Genomic DNA, 14,520 nt, shown 5'->3' on the forward strand with positions numbered 1-14,520 from the left:
ACGACACCAGCACCACGAGCGGCGGCCTCGGCTCAGCCGCGTCAGCTCGAGGCTCGGCCGGCTCGGCGGGTTCAGCCGGCGGCTCGGCCGAGCAGGTCGCGTGCGGCCGCGCTGCCGTCGAGCAGCCGGGCCGTGCGGCGTTCGATGAGCCACCTTCCGTCGATGCGGGCGAGTTCGAAACGGTTGGCGCTCACGCGCCACACCCGGAACGAATCCTCGTCGGGGTTGCGGCGCAACAGCAGCGAATGGCAGGTCGCCACCGCGGTGTCGCCGTCCACACGGATGTGGACGGGGTCGAGCAGGTGCCCGCATCCCTCGTGGATGTAGTCCTGATGCGGTGCGGTGCGGACCATCTCGGTGATCGCCTCGCGTCCCCGCATCACCCGGATGTCGATGTCGTACACGGCGTCCTCGGCCCACAACCGGCCCACGGCCTCGGCGTCACCGGCGTCGACGGCGGGACCGTAGGCGGTGAGCACCTCGTGGACGGCGGCCTTGTCCTCGAGGGTTCGCACCCGGTCGAGCAGGTCGGCAACCAGGTCGGCGGTGTCGGTCATAGCGGTCCTTTCGGGAGAGTGCGGGCCCTCGTTGTGGCGGGGGCCTCGTCCCGTTCTACCGGTATCGGCCCGGCCGGACCGCGAGCACTCCGCTCAGTGTCTACTACCGGCGTCGGCGCCGCGGACCTCGTCGACCGCCGTGAGCACCGGGTGGCGGCCCACCTCGGCCAGGTCTCTACCATTCGCGCTACCCGGCGAAATACCGGGTAGTTGCGTGTTTTCGGTGGTAGAGCGAGGGGAGCGGCGAGGTGACTCGACAGGTAGTCGTCGTCGGAGCCGGAATAGTCGGCATCGGTGTGGCGCGAGAACTCGCCGACCGTGGCGTGCATGTGACGGTGCTCGACAGGTTTCCGGGCCGAGCTCTCGGTTCTACCGCGTACGCGCCGGGATTCGTCGGCCTCTACAACGACGCACCGGTGCTGACCGCGTTCGCCCGGGCATCCGCCGACATCTACGCCGAGTGCGCGCCGTCCGGATTCACGCGGACAGGGGGCCTCGAACTCGCCACCACCGCCGCGGGTGCCGAGGAGGTCGCGCGGCGGGTGGATGCCGCCCGGTCGGCGGACCTCGAGGCCCGGCTGCTCGACGCCGCGCGATTGCCGGACTCGGTAGCGGCGTTCGTCGACACGACCCGAGTTGTCGCCGCCGGCTTGTTTTCCGACGACGGGTCGGCCGACGTGGTCCCGGTCTGGGACGCCCTGCGCGGAGACGCGATCGCGCGCGGCGCGCACATCTTTCCCGGCCGAGAAGTGGTGGGGCTCGATCGAGTGGACGGGAGACTCGTCGTGGCGACCAGCTCGGGTGAGGTGTTCCACGCCGACGACGTCGTACTGGCGGGCGGCGTCTGGGGACCGACGGCGGCGGCGTGGACCGGGCTGGAACTGCCGCTGTTCCCCGTGGCCCACCCCTACGTCTATTCCGGGGCAGCCGCCGCTCATCGGCCCGGGCCGTTCGTCCGGTGGGCCGAGCACCACACCTATGCGCGCGTCCACGGTGACCGGCTCGGTATCGGCAGCTACGAGCATCGACCGGTGCCGGTGGCGCAGGGCGACCTCGACGGGGGCGCTGGGCTGCCGTGGCCGGCACAGTTCAGCGAGGTCGTCACCGCCGCCCAACAGTTGCTGCGTGCGGAAGCCCGATTCGCTCCCGCGCAACGTGTCAACGGCGTCTTCGCGATGACGCCCGACAACATGCCCTTTCTCGGTCGACATCCCGGCATGGACGGTGTGTGGATCGCCGAGGCGATCTGGGTCACGCACGCCGCGGGCGCTGCTGCCGCGCTCACCGACGCACTCGTCGGCGGGGGTGATCTCCCGGCCGGACTCGCCGTGGATCGATTCGCCGGTTCCGGCCTCACCGAGTTGCGCGACAACGCGCTGCGCCTCTACAACGACATCTACGCTGCCGAAACGGCGGTCACGGACGTCTCACCGCCGGATGATCGGCGCATCGTCGGCCGGTGATTCCCTCCGGCCGACGCCCATGCACCGCCGCCGCGAACCGATCGGGCAGTGCCGTTCAGTGCGAGCGGTCGGTGCACAGCTGCGCCATTCGCCGTAGTGCCGAGGTGACGGCGGGATCGAGACCGCTGTCGCCGAGTATCGCTTCCGCGCGCTGCAGCCGATCGGCGATCATCTCTTCGGCGCGTTGCGGCGCGCCGCTGTCGACGATGACGGTCAGGGCCGTCGTCACCGCCTCGTCGTCGAACTCGTCGCGGCCCCACAACTCGTGCAGCCGAGCGCGATCAGCGGGGGAGGCCAAGTGCTCGGCCAGGACGATGACCGTGGTCGCCTTGCGTTCGCGCAGGTCGGCGCCCGCGGGCTTCCCGGTGACCGCGGGGTGGCCGAAGAGGCCGAGCAGGTCGTCCCGGATCTGGAAGGCTTCGCCGATGAGTGTGCCGTAGCCGCCGAGCGCCTCCATCACCTGCGGGGTGCAGCCTGCCATCGCCGCACCCAGCTCCAGTGGCCTGCGCACGGTGTAGTTCCCGGATTTGCGTCGCGCGATGTCGAGGACCTGATCCAGCGAGGGCAGCCGCGCCGCGTCGTTGAGCAGGTCGGCGAGTTGCCCGACCGCCAGTTCGGTGCGCATCGCGTCGTAGTGCGGCCACATGCGTGCCAGTGCCGCCGCGTCGACACCGCTTTCGCGCAGCATCCGTTCGGCCCACACCAGACACAGATCGCCCAGCAACACCGCCGCCGACTCCCCGAAGCGCGACGACGACCCCGACCGCTTCTCCTCGGCATGCCGGCGTGCCAGCCGGACATGTGCCGACGGACTGCCCCGGCGGGAGTCGGATTCGTCCATCACGTCGTCCTGCAGCAGTGCGAACGCGTGCAACAACTCGAGACTGGCCGCCGCGCGCAACGCGGCCTCGGATTCCGCGGCGCCGCACAGCCAGCCGAGATACATCAATGTCGGCCGCAGACCTTTGCCGCCCGCGACGATATTGCCCACCGCGCGGATCGGCTCGTCGAAGCCGAGCGTCGCCAACTCCTCGGCGCAGCGCGCGGCCACGAATTCGACGGTGTGGGTCCGCAGCGAATCCGTTACGCGCGCGAACCAGGCCGGTTCGCCGACGGCGGGCTCGTCGGTTCGTGGCACCTGCGCGGTTCGGGACAGCTGCGCGGTTCGTTGTGCGTTCACCGTTCGAGCCTGACACATCTCGGTGAAATATGCATCGATTCTGAATCGAAGTTGGTCATCTGTCTACTCTCCGGTTCGGCGGTTCGGTCGGCTGCTCGGCGGTTGTTCCGCGGGTGGCGCGTACCGCGCGGTCGATGTGGTCCACGGCGTCTTCGAGCGTGTGAACACGCCGGGCTCCTTCGCCCGGGTCCGTCCCGGCCCATCCCGGTCCGGCCAGCAGCAGTTGTGCGGGCGCCGGGGTGATGCCGGTCGTGCCCTGGGCCGTGCGTTCGGCCTGCGACCACAGCACGACGACCGGGTCGCGGGGCTGTTTGGCCACCGCGTCGGCCAGGGCGGTGTCGGGGACCGAGGCGCCGAGCATCAGCGACGGGATCGCGCTCTCGGCCAGCGCCGCGCGCAGGATCTCCAGCGGCAGGACATGGTTCTCGCCCGCCGTGCAGGCCAGCAGTACCGGGGTGGCCCCTTGCGTCTCGCGCATCGGTGGCGCCGTGCGGTGCAGGGCGGTGGTGATCGCCCAGGACAGCACGTGCTCCACGTCGACCAATCCCTCGGCGCGCAGCTGGCGGGTCACCAGATCCGCGAAGGCAGGCCGGCACAGCCGATTCCACGTGTCCACCACGCCGAAGTGCGCGAAATGGGCGGTGAGGAGGGTGAGCAGGTCGGCGGCGTGCAGGCCTTCCGCGGCGGTCAGGACCGCCCGCACATCACCGAGCTCGGGTGGGGGATCGGCCGCGGCTCGGGCCGCGGTCGCCGCATTGGCCGCGCTGACGCCCGTTCTGACCAGCTCGACCATCCGGGTGAGGACCGCGATGTCGTGCGGCGCGTAGGCGCGGTGGCTGCCCGGGCGGTGACCCGACGGTCCCAGGTTGTAGCGCTGGTTCCAGCTGCGCAGCGTGGCGACCGGGATGCCCAGAGTCCGGGCGACCGCGCTGACGGTCAGCCCGGCCTCGGGATCGCCGCCGGCCTCGGGGCCGGATTCGGTCATGTCCACCCCTTTCGCCGCATAGGTCTTCCGTTCTCACCTCGCCGACTCGGCGGATTCGCTTTCCGGCGGCTCTGTGTCCACCCGCGCCGGCCATCCGAGCGCGCCTGTGGTGGCGAAGTACGGCATGACGGTCTCCTCGATATCGGTGGTGTTGCTCGGATGTGTGTGGGTAATCGCTGTCGGCGGGGTTTTCACCCGCGGGCTTCACAATACTCGCCAAATGATGCACTATCGATGCAGTGGGCACATTGTTCACGGGGCGCGACAGACCGGACACGACGCCCCGCCCCTTCGAGAAAGGCATGACATGAGGACTCGCAAATCCCGCGTGGCACTGATCGCGGCGCTCTCGGCGGTCGCGATCGCCAGTGCCGCCTGTGGCGACGACGACGACACGTCGACATCGGACGGCATGACCACGACCACCGGTGCGATGACGACCACCATGACGATGACGACGGAAGAGGGGCAGGCCGCCGCGGCCGCGCCGGTCGGCCCGGGATGTGCCGCCTACGCCGAGCAGGTGCCGAGCGGTCCCGGTTCCCTCGAGTCGATGGCCACGCAACCGGTGACGGCAGCCGCGGCCGACAGCCCGTTGCTCAACACGCTCACCGCGGCGGTTTCCGGTCAGCTCAATCCGCAGGTCAACCTGGCCGCCACGCTCGACGGCGGTGAGTTCACGATCTTCGCGCCGGTGGACAGCGCGTTCGAGGCGCTCGACCCCGCCACGCTCGAGAGTCTGAAGACGGACTCGGCGGCCCTGACGGCGATCCTGACCTACCATGCCGTGCCCGGCCGGGTCGGACCGGACGACGTCGCCGGCACACACACCACCGTCGAGGGATCCGACGTCACCGTGACCCGCGACGGCGACGAGATCGCCGTCAACGACGTGTCCGTGGTCTGCGGCGGCATCCAGACCGCCAACGCCACGGTCTATCTCATCGATCAGGTCCTGACGCCGCCCGCGGAGGGCTGATAGACGCGGCGCCCTGATGCGGGCGGGGCCGGTCGCCCCGCCCGCATCGCCTCACTCGGGCGCGGTCGCGGGAGTCAGTCGCCGGGTCCGGCGATCCGGGCGACCGCGTCGGCGAGCGTGAGGACCGGAATCGCCTCCTCGGGCAGGATCGCCAGATCCCATCCCGGGCCGCCGACGAAGACTCGCGCGCCCGCGTCGGCGCACACGCGAACGGCCGACGTCAGAGCGGTGGACTCCTGGTGCGACCACAGCACCACGTCGGGGCCGCCGCCGACACGCGCGACCGCGTCGGCGACGGCGGCGGTCGGCACGTCGGCGCCGAGCATCCACGCGTTCACGCCGCGCTCGACGAGCGCGGCGCGCAATGCCTCCAGTGCGAGCGCGTGGGTCTCGCCGCTCGTGCAGGCCAGTATCGCGGCCGGGGGTTCAGCCGAGGCGGTGGGTGGTGTGCAGGCGTGCAGCGCTGCCGTGATCGACCAGGACAGCAGATGCTCGACATCGATGCACCCTTCGCCGCCCAGTTGGCGCGCGACGATCTCCGCGAATGCCGGTCGGCACACCAGGTCCCAGGTGTCGAAGACGCCGTAGGCCTCCAGATGTGCGGTGAGCAGCGCCGACACCGCTCGGGCATCGAGGGCGAACGCCGCGGTGAGCAGCGGCTGCCGATCCCCGCGTTTCGGCGGGGTGGGTCGTTCTGTCACCGCGGCCGCCGCGCCTGCCGGGCTCGCGCCCGCCCGGATCAAGGCGAGCATCCGCTCCAGGATCGCGATATCGGATTCGGTGTAGAGGCGGTGCTTCCCCGGGCGTTGCTGGCTGGGGCCGATGCCGTAGCGGCGGGTCCAGCTGCGCAGTGTCGCTGTCGGGATCCCGAGGCGTTCGGCTGCCACCCGCACCGTGAATCCGGCCGCACCGGAATCCGGAGCGGATTCCCGAACATCATCGTCCGGCGTCACAACCCCCTCCTAGCCGGCGAAACCGCTCACACGACGCAGCGCCTTCTCTGTGTCGGCCCACGGTACCGCAAGCGCCCGGAGCCGTTCACGACGCCGGAACCCGGCCCGGGGCGATGCCTCACCGGCCGGCGGCCTCCCGCTCGTATTGCGCCGCGGCCTCGGCCTTGATCCGCTCGAACTGCTCACCCATGCGTTCGGCCAGGGCCTGCGCCGCCGACAGCGGACGCACCATGACCATGAAGTCGTCGATCTTGCCGTCCTCGTCGAAGTGCAGGAAATCGCAGCCCGTGAGCTTTTTGCCGTCGACGGTCGCCTCGAACACGAGAGCGTGATCGCGCCCGCCCGGATCGGCGATCTCGCGCACGTACCGGAAGTCCTCGAAGACCCGGATCACCGCGCGCAGGATGGCCGCGGTGATCGGCTTGCCCGGGTAGGGCTGGAACGCCACCGGACTGGTGAAGACCACATCGTCGGCGAGCAACGCCTCGATCGCGGCCTCGTCACGAGCCTCCACGGCTGCCCGGAAAGCGTGCATATCCCACCTCGCATAGTCGAACGGTCGATCGATCAGATCAGTCACGGTAGCGGTGTTCGCGGGGGCGGGAGGCCGTATCGGCGACTCGGCCCGGCAGGCCGGGCGGGAGGCCTCAGCCCGGCAGGCCCGGCAGCGGCCGCGAGCAGACGGCGCGAGCGTCCTCGCCGGTCATCCCGAATGCCCGCAGCAGCGCCACGGTCATCTCGTCGGTCGTCTCGGCGTCGTCGCGATCGGGCTCGGAATGCAGGAGCTGTCCGAGTCCGACGACCGCGCCCGCGGCGAGGGCCAGAGCGACTCGGACGTCGCCGACGGTGAATCGCCCCGCCGCCGCGGCGGCCTCGATGTCGCGCAGGGCACGGGGCGCCAAGCCGTGGTCGGCGGACATGAGGGCAGGCCCGTTGGCGAGCAGGACCCGGGAGAGTTCGGGTTCGACGCGGTGCAGGCGACCGGTCAGCCGGAAGGCCTGAGCGAACACTTCGGCAGGGTCGTCGACCTCGCCGGTGAGTTCGTCGAGCAGGTGGCCGTGGGCCTCGAGCGCATCGTCGACGGCGGCCTGGAAGAGCTCTTCCTTGCTGTCGAAGTGGTTGTAGAACGAGCCCATCCCCACATCCGCCGCGCGGGTGATCTCCAGGACCGGAGCGTTCATCCGGTTCTCGGCGATGAAGGTCCGCGCGGCGCGGACGAGTGCGGCACGGGTGCGGGCTTTGCGCCGCTCGAGACGGCTCGGCTGGGCTGCGCTGCCGTCGGTCATGGGCGGCGTTCTCTTTCTCGTCGAGGGTCCGAGCCGACCTTAGCATCGCGCGGCATTTCTGACGATTTCGTCAAAAGTATTGACTGACGAATTCTTCTTAAGTGAAGATTTCGTCATGAACCGAGGTTGTCACGATGAATGAACCGCCCGACGCGCATTCCGGACTGCACAGTGAGCAGGGAGCGCTGCGCGGCGAACATCCCGGCCGGGCGGTCGCCCCGATCGTCAAAATCCGGGACCTGGCCTGGCTGGAGTTCGAGAAACCGGACCTGGTGAAGGCCGAGGCCTTTGCCGTGGCGTTCGGGTTCACCACCGTCCTGCGCACCGCGGACGAATTGCAGCTGCGTGGCACGGACGAGGGATCGCCGTGCGTGATCGTCCGCAGGGCGGCACGATCGGGATTCGTGGGTGCGGCCTTCGCCGCGGCGGACACCGCCGATGTCACGCGGCTGGCGGAGGCGACCGGACGGACCGTCCGGCCGCTGCCGGAGACGCTGGGCGGGGTCGCGGTGGACCTGACCGATCCGAGCGGAAGCGCGGTGCGGGTGGTGGCGGGCATGCACCGGCTGCCCGAACTGCCCGGGCAGCAGTCGCACGAGTTCAACACCGGACGCCGGATCGCCCGCATCAACGCGACCCAGCGTCCGCCCCGGGAACCGGCCAGGGTCCGGCGGCTCGGGCACGTCGTGCTGCAGAGCACCCGGTACCTGGAGACGCTGAACTGGTACCTGCGGCACCTGGGGTTGATTGTCAGCGATTTCCTCTTCTACGAGGGCCAGCGCGAGCGCGGGCCCGTCATGAGCTTCCTCCGCTGTGATCGCGGCAGCACACCGGCGGACCACCACACGCTGGCGCTCACGCTCGGCCCGTCGAACCGCTACGTCCACTCCGCCTACGAGGTGTGTGACCTCGACGCGGTGGCAGCGGGCGGGGAATACCTACTCGACCAGGGGTACCGGCGGTCCTGGGGGATCGGCAGGCACATCCAGGGCAGCCAGATCTTCGACTACTGGCGCGATCCGGACGGATTCCTGGTCGAGCACTACAGCGACGGTGATCTGTTCGACAACACCCTCGAACCCGGCTGGGCCCCCATGACCGCCTCCGGCCTCGCCCAATGGGGGCCGCCCGCGACCAAGGACTTCCTCGGCATCACGCCGGGACCCGGCCTGCTCCACGAAGCCCGCGCGGCTCTCAGCACGCTGCGCGGCGACAACGAATTCGACCTCCACCGCCTTCGCGGTCTGATGAAAGTGGCTTCCTCATGAGCGTTTCCGTTCTCCGCACCGCCGAGGGCTGGTGGGTGCGAACCCCCGAGGGCGCGGCCCGCGTCGACACCGCCGCCACCACGACGGCGGAACTGCTGGCCGACCGCGCGGCGGTCCGGGCGGCGTCGAGCGGGCAGTCGGTTCCCGTCGAGGAGCTGACCTTGCTCTCCCCGGTCACCGCGCCCTGCCGGGTGGTCGCCCAGATGACCAATTACGCCTCGCACGTGAAGGACTCGGGCATGGACCCGGCAACCGTGCCGCTGACGTTCTTCCGTAAGACCTCCGGCTCGATCAGCGGCCCGTTCGACGACGTGGTCAAGCCCGAGCACGTCCGCTTTCTCGACTACGAGATCGAGATCGGGCTCGTCGTGGGCGAAGCCGTGCCCGTCGGCACCGCCGTCGACGAGCGGGTGGTCGCCGCGCTGGTGATCACGAACGACATCTCCGCGCGCGACCTGCAGCTTCCGAAAACCCAGTTCTACGAAGCGAAGTCGTACCCGACCTTCACTCCTACGGGTCCCGAACTGGTGCTGCTCGAGGACGGCGACTTCGACCGCTTCGCCGATCTGCGCCTGACCCTGCGGGTCAACGGTGAGATCCGGCAGGACATGACGGTCGGCGACGACATCATCTACCGGCCGCTGCAGGCACTGCGGGCGCTGTCCCGATTCCAACGGCTCGACGCGGGTGACCTCGTCCTGACCGGCACTCCCGGCGGTACCGCTCTGCGCGCGCCGGCCAAGCCGATCGAGATCATCGGCTCGTTGCTGCCGCCCGCGGTGAAGTGGAACAGCTTCTTCAAGACTCAGGCGAAGAACCGGAAGTACCTGCAGGACGGGGACGTCGTCGAACTCACCGCCGCCACCCCTGACCGTGCCCTCGATCTCGGCACGCAGCGCACGCGAGTGAGGTATGCCCGATGAGTCACTCCGGTTGGTGGCCCGCCTACGACCATCCCGACGATCTGGCCGCCATCGAATCGATCCCCCTGACGGAACGGGGACTTCCCGCCTCGAACTACGAGCTGCTGACTCGTGCGGCCGAGCTCTGGCCCGAACGTACGGCGCTGATCACGCTGCCGGAGGCAGCGCGCTGGCGCGAACCCGTGCGGCGCACCTACGCGACCCTGCTCGCCGACGTCCACCGGACCGCGAACCTGCTGCACGAGCTCGGTGTCCGGCGCGGTGACGCCGTCGCGCTACTGGCACCCAATTGCGACGAGCTGATCACCGCCGTGCAGGCGGCGCAACTGGCGGGCATCGCCGCGCCGATCAATCCTGGCCTGTCCGTCGATCACATCCGGGAACTGTTGCGCCGCTCGGGTGCGCGGGTGCTGATCGCGGCGGGTCCCGAGCTGGACGCGAATGCCTGGGTGACCGCGCGCGAACTCGCCGGAGCCGGTGCGGTCGACATCGTGCTGGCGCTGCGCCCCACCGGCGCGGCGGAGGCCGTGGCGTTGCCACCTCTCGAGGGTGTGCGGGTGGCGCATCTGACCGCCGCCGCGGCCGGCTGCGACGAAAGCTGTTTCACCGGAACGGTTCCCGCCGCCGACGACCTGGCTGCGCTGTTCCACACCGGCGGCACCACCGGCACCCCGAAACTCGCCGCCCACACCCACGCCAACGAAGTCGCCAATGCCTGGATGATGGCGGCGAACTCCGTCCTCGACGACGATTCGACGATCTTCGCGGGCTTGCCGCTGTTCCACGTCAACGCGCTCGTCGTCACGGTCCTCGCCCCGCTGTTCCGCGGGCAGTCCGTGGTGTGGGCGGGCCCGCTGGGCTATCGCGACCCGGTCGTGTACGCGGAGTTCTGGAAAATCGTGGAGCACTATCGGATCGCCGCCATGAGCGCCGTACCGACGGTGTACTCGGTGCTGGCGCACTGCCCGGTCGACGCGGATATCTCCAGTCTGAGGGCATGCATGGTGGGCGCCTCGATGCTGCCCGCCGCGGTGCGTTCCGGTTTCGAATCACACACCGGCGTCGCGCTGGTCGAGGGCTACGGGCTGACCGAGGCCACCTGCGCCAGCGCGCGCGGCTTCGTCGGCGCGTCGCGTCCGGGCGCGGTCGGGCAGCGGATGCCGTATCAGCGGATCACCGCGATGCGCGTGGCGGACGACGGCTGGACCGAGTTGCCGCCGGGTGAGACCGGCGCCCTCGTCATCAGCGGACCGACCGTGTTCGCGGGCTACGTGACCGGCCGTGACGAGTCGGGCTACCGGCTCGACGGGCTCGGCGCATTGCGCGACGGCAGGCTCGACACCGGTGATCTCGGCCGCATCGACGACGACGGCTTCGTGTACCTCACCGGGCGAGTCAAGGATCTGATCATCCGGGGCGGACACAATATCGATCCCGCGCTGATCGAGGACGCGTTGCTCGCGCATCCCGCCGTCACCGGTGCGGCGGCGGTCGCTTGCCCGGACATCCACTCCGGGGAGATCCCGGTCGCCTATGTCACGGTGGCGGCAGACGCGCAGGTGAGGGCCGACGAACTGCGTGTATGGGCCGCGCAGCGGGTGGCCGAACCCGCGGCCGCGCCGAAGGCGGTCACGGTTGTCGACGCGCTCCCGGTCACCGCCGTCGGCAAGCCGTACAAGCTCGCGTTGCGGGCCGACGCCGCGCGCCGGGTCGCCGGCGACGCCCTCTCCGGTGTGGCCGGCGTCGCGCATGTCGACGGCCTCGTCGAGGACGGTGCGGTGATCGTCGTCGTTTCCGTGAAACAGGGCGGCGACCGCGAAGCGGTAGGCGAGGTGCTGGATCGCTACCCGCTCACCTGGCGGACCGAGGAGGTCTCGTGATCGTTCTCGTCGTGGTGTCCGCGCTGGTCGCCGTGCTGTTCGCGGCGACGGGCGCGGCCGAGCTCGCCGGTGCGGTCGCCTTCCACGCCCGGACCGGCGACCTTGTCGCGACGTCGGCCCCCGCTCTGGTGTTCGGCCTCGCGGCGGCCGTCTGCCTCGCGCTGTTCGTCATCGAGGCGGCGTCGTGATCATCTCGCACCATCGCGTCGTGGTCGTGGGGGCGGGACCGACCGGACTGACCGCCGCGCTGTCACTGGCCCGGCACGGGATCGACTGCCTGGTGCTGGACCGGTGGGACGAGGTCTACCCTCAGCCCCGCGCCGTCCACCTCGACGACGAGGTGTATCGCATCGTTGCCTGGGTCGGTCTCGCCGACGAGTTCGCTCGCATCTCCCGGCCCTCCGCGGGTCTGCGGCTGGTCGGCCGCGACGGCGAAGTCATGGCAGAGTTCCGGCGCGACGCGGGCGAGTCCGCGAACGGCTTTCCCCGGGCCAATATGTTCGATCAACCGGAGTTCGAGCGGATGCTGCGGGCGGCCCTGCCGCTGTACGACGAGATCACCTTCCGCGGCGGCGTCGAGGTCACCGACGTCGTGCACACCGAGGCGGGCGTCCGGGTGGACTACCTCGACCGGGCAGGCGGCGAGCGCGCCGTCGCCCATGCCGACTACGTGCTCGGATGCGACGGCGCGAACAGTGTCGTCCGGGCGGCCATCGGTTCGCGCATGCAGGATCTGCGCTTCGAGCAGCGCTGGCTGGTCGTCGACATCGCGACGTCCGCGGACCTGGGCCACTGGGACGGCGTACACCAGGTGTGCGATCCGGACCGCGCGGCCACCTACATGCGAATCGGCGACACGCGCTACCGGTGGGAGTTCCGGCTCAGGGCGGGAGAGAGTGCCGCCGACTACGGCACACTGGCCGATCTCCGGCCGCTGCTCGCACCGTGGACGGGGGAGATCGACAGCTCCGGCCTCGAACTGATCCGGGTCGCGGAGTACACCTTCCGCGCCCAGGTCGCCGACCGCTGGCGGGACCGGCGCGTGTTCCTGCTCGGCGACGCCGCGCACCTCACTCCACCGTTCATCGGGCAGGGGATGGGGGCCGGCCTCCGCGACGCGTTCAACCTGACCTGGAAGCTGGCCGGCGTCCTCGACGGCGCGCTGGATCCCGATCGCCTGGAAACCTACGAACAGGAACGGAAACCGCACGCGAGAGCCATGATCCGGCTGGCGGCGACCCTCGGCCGGGCGATGACGGAGGGCGGTGTCCTCGGCGAGCTGTTCCGGCGCCGCCTCGTTCGCCTGGCAGGCCGGGTCCAGGGGGTCGGCGCGAAGGTTGCCGACGGCGTCACGCCGGCGTTGCGCGAGTCCGATTTCGTCCATCGTGCCGCGTTCCGGCGCGGATTGGCCGGAACACTGTGCCCGAACCCTGCTGTCGATGAGCGAGGCCGCCGGCTCGACGAGGTCGCGCCCGGCCGGTTCCTGGTGGTGACGACCGTCCGGCCCACCGACGGTCAGCGGGACGAGATCGAACGTCGCGGCGGCGTCGTGATCCAGGCGAAGGCCGGATCGGGCCTTGCCCGGTGGCTGAGGGAAGGGCATGCCACCGCTGCGATCGTCCGCCCCGACCGGATGGTCCTGCGTGCCGGGCGCTCTCTGTCGAGCCTGCACACATGGCTGCCCACGATGCTCTAGACACGTGTCTATACAAGTGTACCGACGGCGTGTACCGTGATCGCTGCTGTCTGGAACGCCCTCGAGCGCCCGGAGTCCGCTGCACAGATCGGAGCAGATGTTCATGTCCTATCCCCGCGCCGAACTCGACGAGATGATCCGCCGCTGGCTGCAGGCGAACGACGAGTGCGAACAAGCAGGTGACTGGCGGCCGCTGGCGGAGTTCTACACCGAGGACGCCACTTACGGCTGGAACTACGGGCTCGAGCACGACTTCATGGCGGTCGGCCGCGACGAGATCCGCGACTACGCCATCGGCCTGGAGATGGACGGCCTGGACGGCTGGACCTACCCCTATCAGTCCTGGGTCGTCGACGAGGCCACCGGCGACATGATCGGCCTGTGGAAGCAGATCTGCGACGTCAAGCGCCCCGACGGAACGAACTACGCCCTCAACGGCATCCAGGGCAGCTGGTTCAAATATGCCGGCGACTATCAGTGGGGCTGGCAGCGCGACTTCTTCGACTACGGCAACGTGACCGCGCTGTTCACCGAGATGATCAAGAACGGCGACCTCACACCCGGCATCCACAAGCGCATCGATCGCGTAGTGAATTCCGGGGGAAAGCTGCCCGGCTGGTACCCGCTGGGCGGCACCCCGGTGCCCATGTGGTGAGTCCTCGAATCTCTCGTGGCGAATCGGGTCCCGAGCAGTCGAATCTGCTCGGGGCCCGGTGTTTTCCGCCCCTGGCGCCCGGTCGCGCGGTTCAGCTGGTTCGTGGTGCGGTGAGTTCCGAGTCTGCGGCGTCGAGTACGCGGCGGAAGCCGTAGGCGAGCAGCGGGCGGGCCAGGTGGCGGGTGAGGAAGGCGCCGAAGGGGAGGCGTAGCTGGACGGTGGTCGTCCATACGACGTGGGTGCCTTCGGGGGTTTCGGTGAAGCTCACTCGACCCTCCCGGTGGTCGGCGGGCGGAATGCTGCGGTAGACGTGGTAGTCGAAGGAGTGCGGCGGGTTGTAGGAGGTGATGCGTTCCCAGAACAGCCCGACGGCCCAGACGAGGAACCGCACCGCCCCGCTCCCGTACGGGGCTTCCGCCCCGGACGTGGTGAGGCGCTCGTGTAGCACCAACGGAGTGTGGGTGTAGTTGTGGGCGTTGCTGATCCAATCGAAGACCGCCTGCGGTGGGGCGGCGATCGTGCGCTCGACGGTGATCGTTTCCATGAGTCCCCCCGATGTCGATGGGTTCGTCGGACGGGAAGTCGCGCCTCGCCGTCTCCGAACTACTACATCACATAGTAGATTCTCGTGGGCGCAGATGTGAGCGTTTGTCGGGCGCAGTCACTCTCGCTTCCCCTGATCGCAGTGTGTGCTC

15 protein-coding genes are annotated in these 14,520 nt (G+C 69.8%); 8 read left to right on the forward strand and 7 right to left on the reverse strand.

Annotated elements, in window-relative coordinates; translation table 11 throughout:
• Positions 1–71 precede the first annotated feature (71 nt).
• The gene (locus tag NS3_RS15665) at positions 72–557 is read right to left on the reverse strand and encodes a nuclear transport factor 2 family protein (RefSeq protein WP_067860234.1); all 486 of its coding nucleotides are present in this window, start codon (positions 555–557) and stop codon (positions 72–74) included.
• Between the two features lie 248 nt (positions 558–805).
• Between NS3_RS15665 and NS3_RS15670 the strand changes: the two genes are divergently transcribed.
• Entirely contained in the window at positions 806–2,020 is a 1,215-nt protein-coding gene (locus NS3_RS15670; RefSeq protein WP_067860236.1) for an NAD(P)/FAD-dependent oxidoreductase, read from the forward strand.
• A gap of 55 nt (positions 2,021–2,075) precedes the next feature.
• Here the strand turns inward: NS3_RS15670 and NS3_RS15675 are convergent, their stop codons facing one another.
• Both NS3_RS15675 and NS3_RS15680 read right to left on the reverse strand, forming a co-directional pair.
• Complete coding sequence (locus NS3_RS15675) at positions 2,076–3,200, reverse strand: polyprenyl synthetase family protein (RefSeq protein ID WP_245649639.1); 1,125 nt, start codon at positions 3,198–3,200, stop codon at positions 2,076–2,078.
• Positions 3,201–3,255: 55 nt separating this feature from the next.
• Positions 3,256–4,185, reverse strand: a complete 930-nt coding sequence (locus NS3_RS15680) for a MerR family transcriptional regulator (protein WP_084495600.1) — start codon at positions 4,183–4,185, stop codon at positions 3,256–3,258.
• 307 nt (positions 4,186–4,492) lie between these two features.
• On the opposite strand from NS3_RS15680, the gene NS3_RS15685 reads away from it, so the two are divergent.
• Positions 4,493–5,164, forward strand: coding sequence for a fasciclin domain-containing protein (locus NS3_RS15685; RefSeq protein ID WP_067860238.1), 672 nt, complete (start codon positions 4,493–4,495; stop codon positions 5,162–5,164).
• A 74-nt stretch (positions 5,165–5,238) separates the two neighbouring features.
• Here NS3_RS15685 and NS3_RS15690 read toward each other — a convergent pair whose 3' ends face one another.
• The 3 genes from NS3_RS15690 to NS3_RS15700 all read right to left on the reverse strand — a co-directional run bounded on the left by NS3_RS15690 (position 5,239) and on the right by NS3_RS15700 (position 7,403).
• Positions 5,239–6,117 carry a MerR family transcriptional regulator gene (locus tag NS3_RS15690; protein WP_067860240.1) on the reverse strand — a complete coding sequence of 293 codons (879 nt, stop codon included), beginning with the start codon at positions 6,115–6,117 and terminating at the stop codon, positions 5,239–5,241.
• A 118-nt stretch (positions 6,118–6,235) separates the two neighbouring features.
• Positions 6,236–6,652 (reverse strand): nuclear transport factor 2 family protein, encoded by a 417-nt coding sequence (locus NS3_RS15695; protein WP_067860242.1) that lies wholly within the window; start codon positions 6,650–6,652, stop codon positions 6,236–6,238.
• 112 nt (positions 6,653–6,764) lie between these two features.
• Positions 6,765–7,403, reverse strand: coding sequence for a TetR/AcrR family transcriptional regulator (locus NS3_RS15700; protein WP_067860244.1), 639 nt, complete (start codon positions 7,401–7,403; stop codon positions 6,765–6,767).
• 134 nt (positions 7,404–7,537) lie between these two features.
• Between NS3_RS15700 and NS3_RS15705 the strand changes: the two genes are divergently transcribed.
• From NS3_RS15705 to NS3_RS15730, 6 genes are all read left to right on the forward strand, one after another.
• A complete protein-coding gene (locus NS3_RS15705) occupies positions 7,538–8,671 on the forward strand; it encodes a VOC family protein (protein ID WP_067860246.1) in 1,134 nt (377 codons plus the stop codon).
• Positions 8,668–9,594: a fumarylacetoacetate hydrolase family protein gene (locus NS3_RS15710; protein WP_067860248.1), complete on the forward strand. Its 927-nt coding sequence runs from the start codon at positions 8,668–8,670 to the stop codon at positions 9,592–9,594. Before NS3_RS15705 ends, NS3_RS15710 begins: the two co-directional genes overlap by 4 nt.
• The gene (locus NS3_RS15715; RefSeq protein ID WP_067860250.1) at positions 9,591–11,474 is read left to right on the forward strand and encodes an acyl-CoA synthetase; all 1,884 of its coding nucleotides are present in this window, start codon (positions 9,591–9,593) and stop codon (positions 11,472–11,474) included. Before NS3_RS15710 ends, NS3_RS15715 begins: the two co-directional genes overlap by 4 nt.
• Positions 11,471–11,662: a hypothetical protein gene (locus NS3_RS15720; protein WP_067860253.1), complete on the forward strand. Its 192-nt coding sequence runs from the start codon at positions 11,471–11,473 to the stop codon at positions 11,660–11,662. Before NS3_RS15715 ends, NS3_RS15720 begins: the two co-directional genes overlap by 4 nt.
• Positions 11,659–13,170 (forward strand): bifunctional 3-(3-hydroxy-phenyl)propionate/3-hydroxycinnamic acid hydroxylase MhpA, encoded by a 1,512-nt coding sequence (gene mhpA, locus NS3_RS15725; protein ID WP_067860255.1) that lies wholly within the window; start codon positions 11,659–11,661, stop codon positions 13,168–13,170. The genes NS3_RS15720 and mhpA overlap by 4 nt, the downstream gene beginning before the upstream one ends.
• A 103-nt stretch (positions 13,171–13,273) precedes the next feature.
• Entirely contained in the window at positions 13,274–13,825 is a 552-nt protein-coding gene (locus NS3_RS15730) for a hypothetical protein (RefSeq protein ID WP_067860381.1), read from the forward strand.
• Between the two features lie 91 nt (positions 13,826–13,916).
• Here the strand turns inward: NS3_RS15730 and NS3_RS15735 are convergent, their stop codons facing one another.
• The gene (locus NS3_RS15735; protein WP_067860257.1) at positions 13,917–14,369 is read right to left on the reverse strand and encodes an SRPBCC family protein; all 453 of its coding nucleotides are present in this window, start codon (positions 14,367–14,369) and stop codon (positions 13,917–13,919) included.
• Positions 14,370–14,520 lie beyond the last annotated feature (151 nt).

Source organism: Nocardia shimofusensis NBRC 100134, assembly GCF_001613125.1.
Taxonomy (GTDB): domain Bacteria; phylum Actinomycetota; class Actinomycetes; order Mycobacteriales; family Mycobacteriaceae; genus Nocardia; species Nocardia shimofusensis.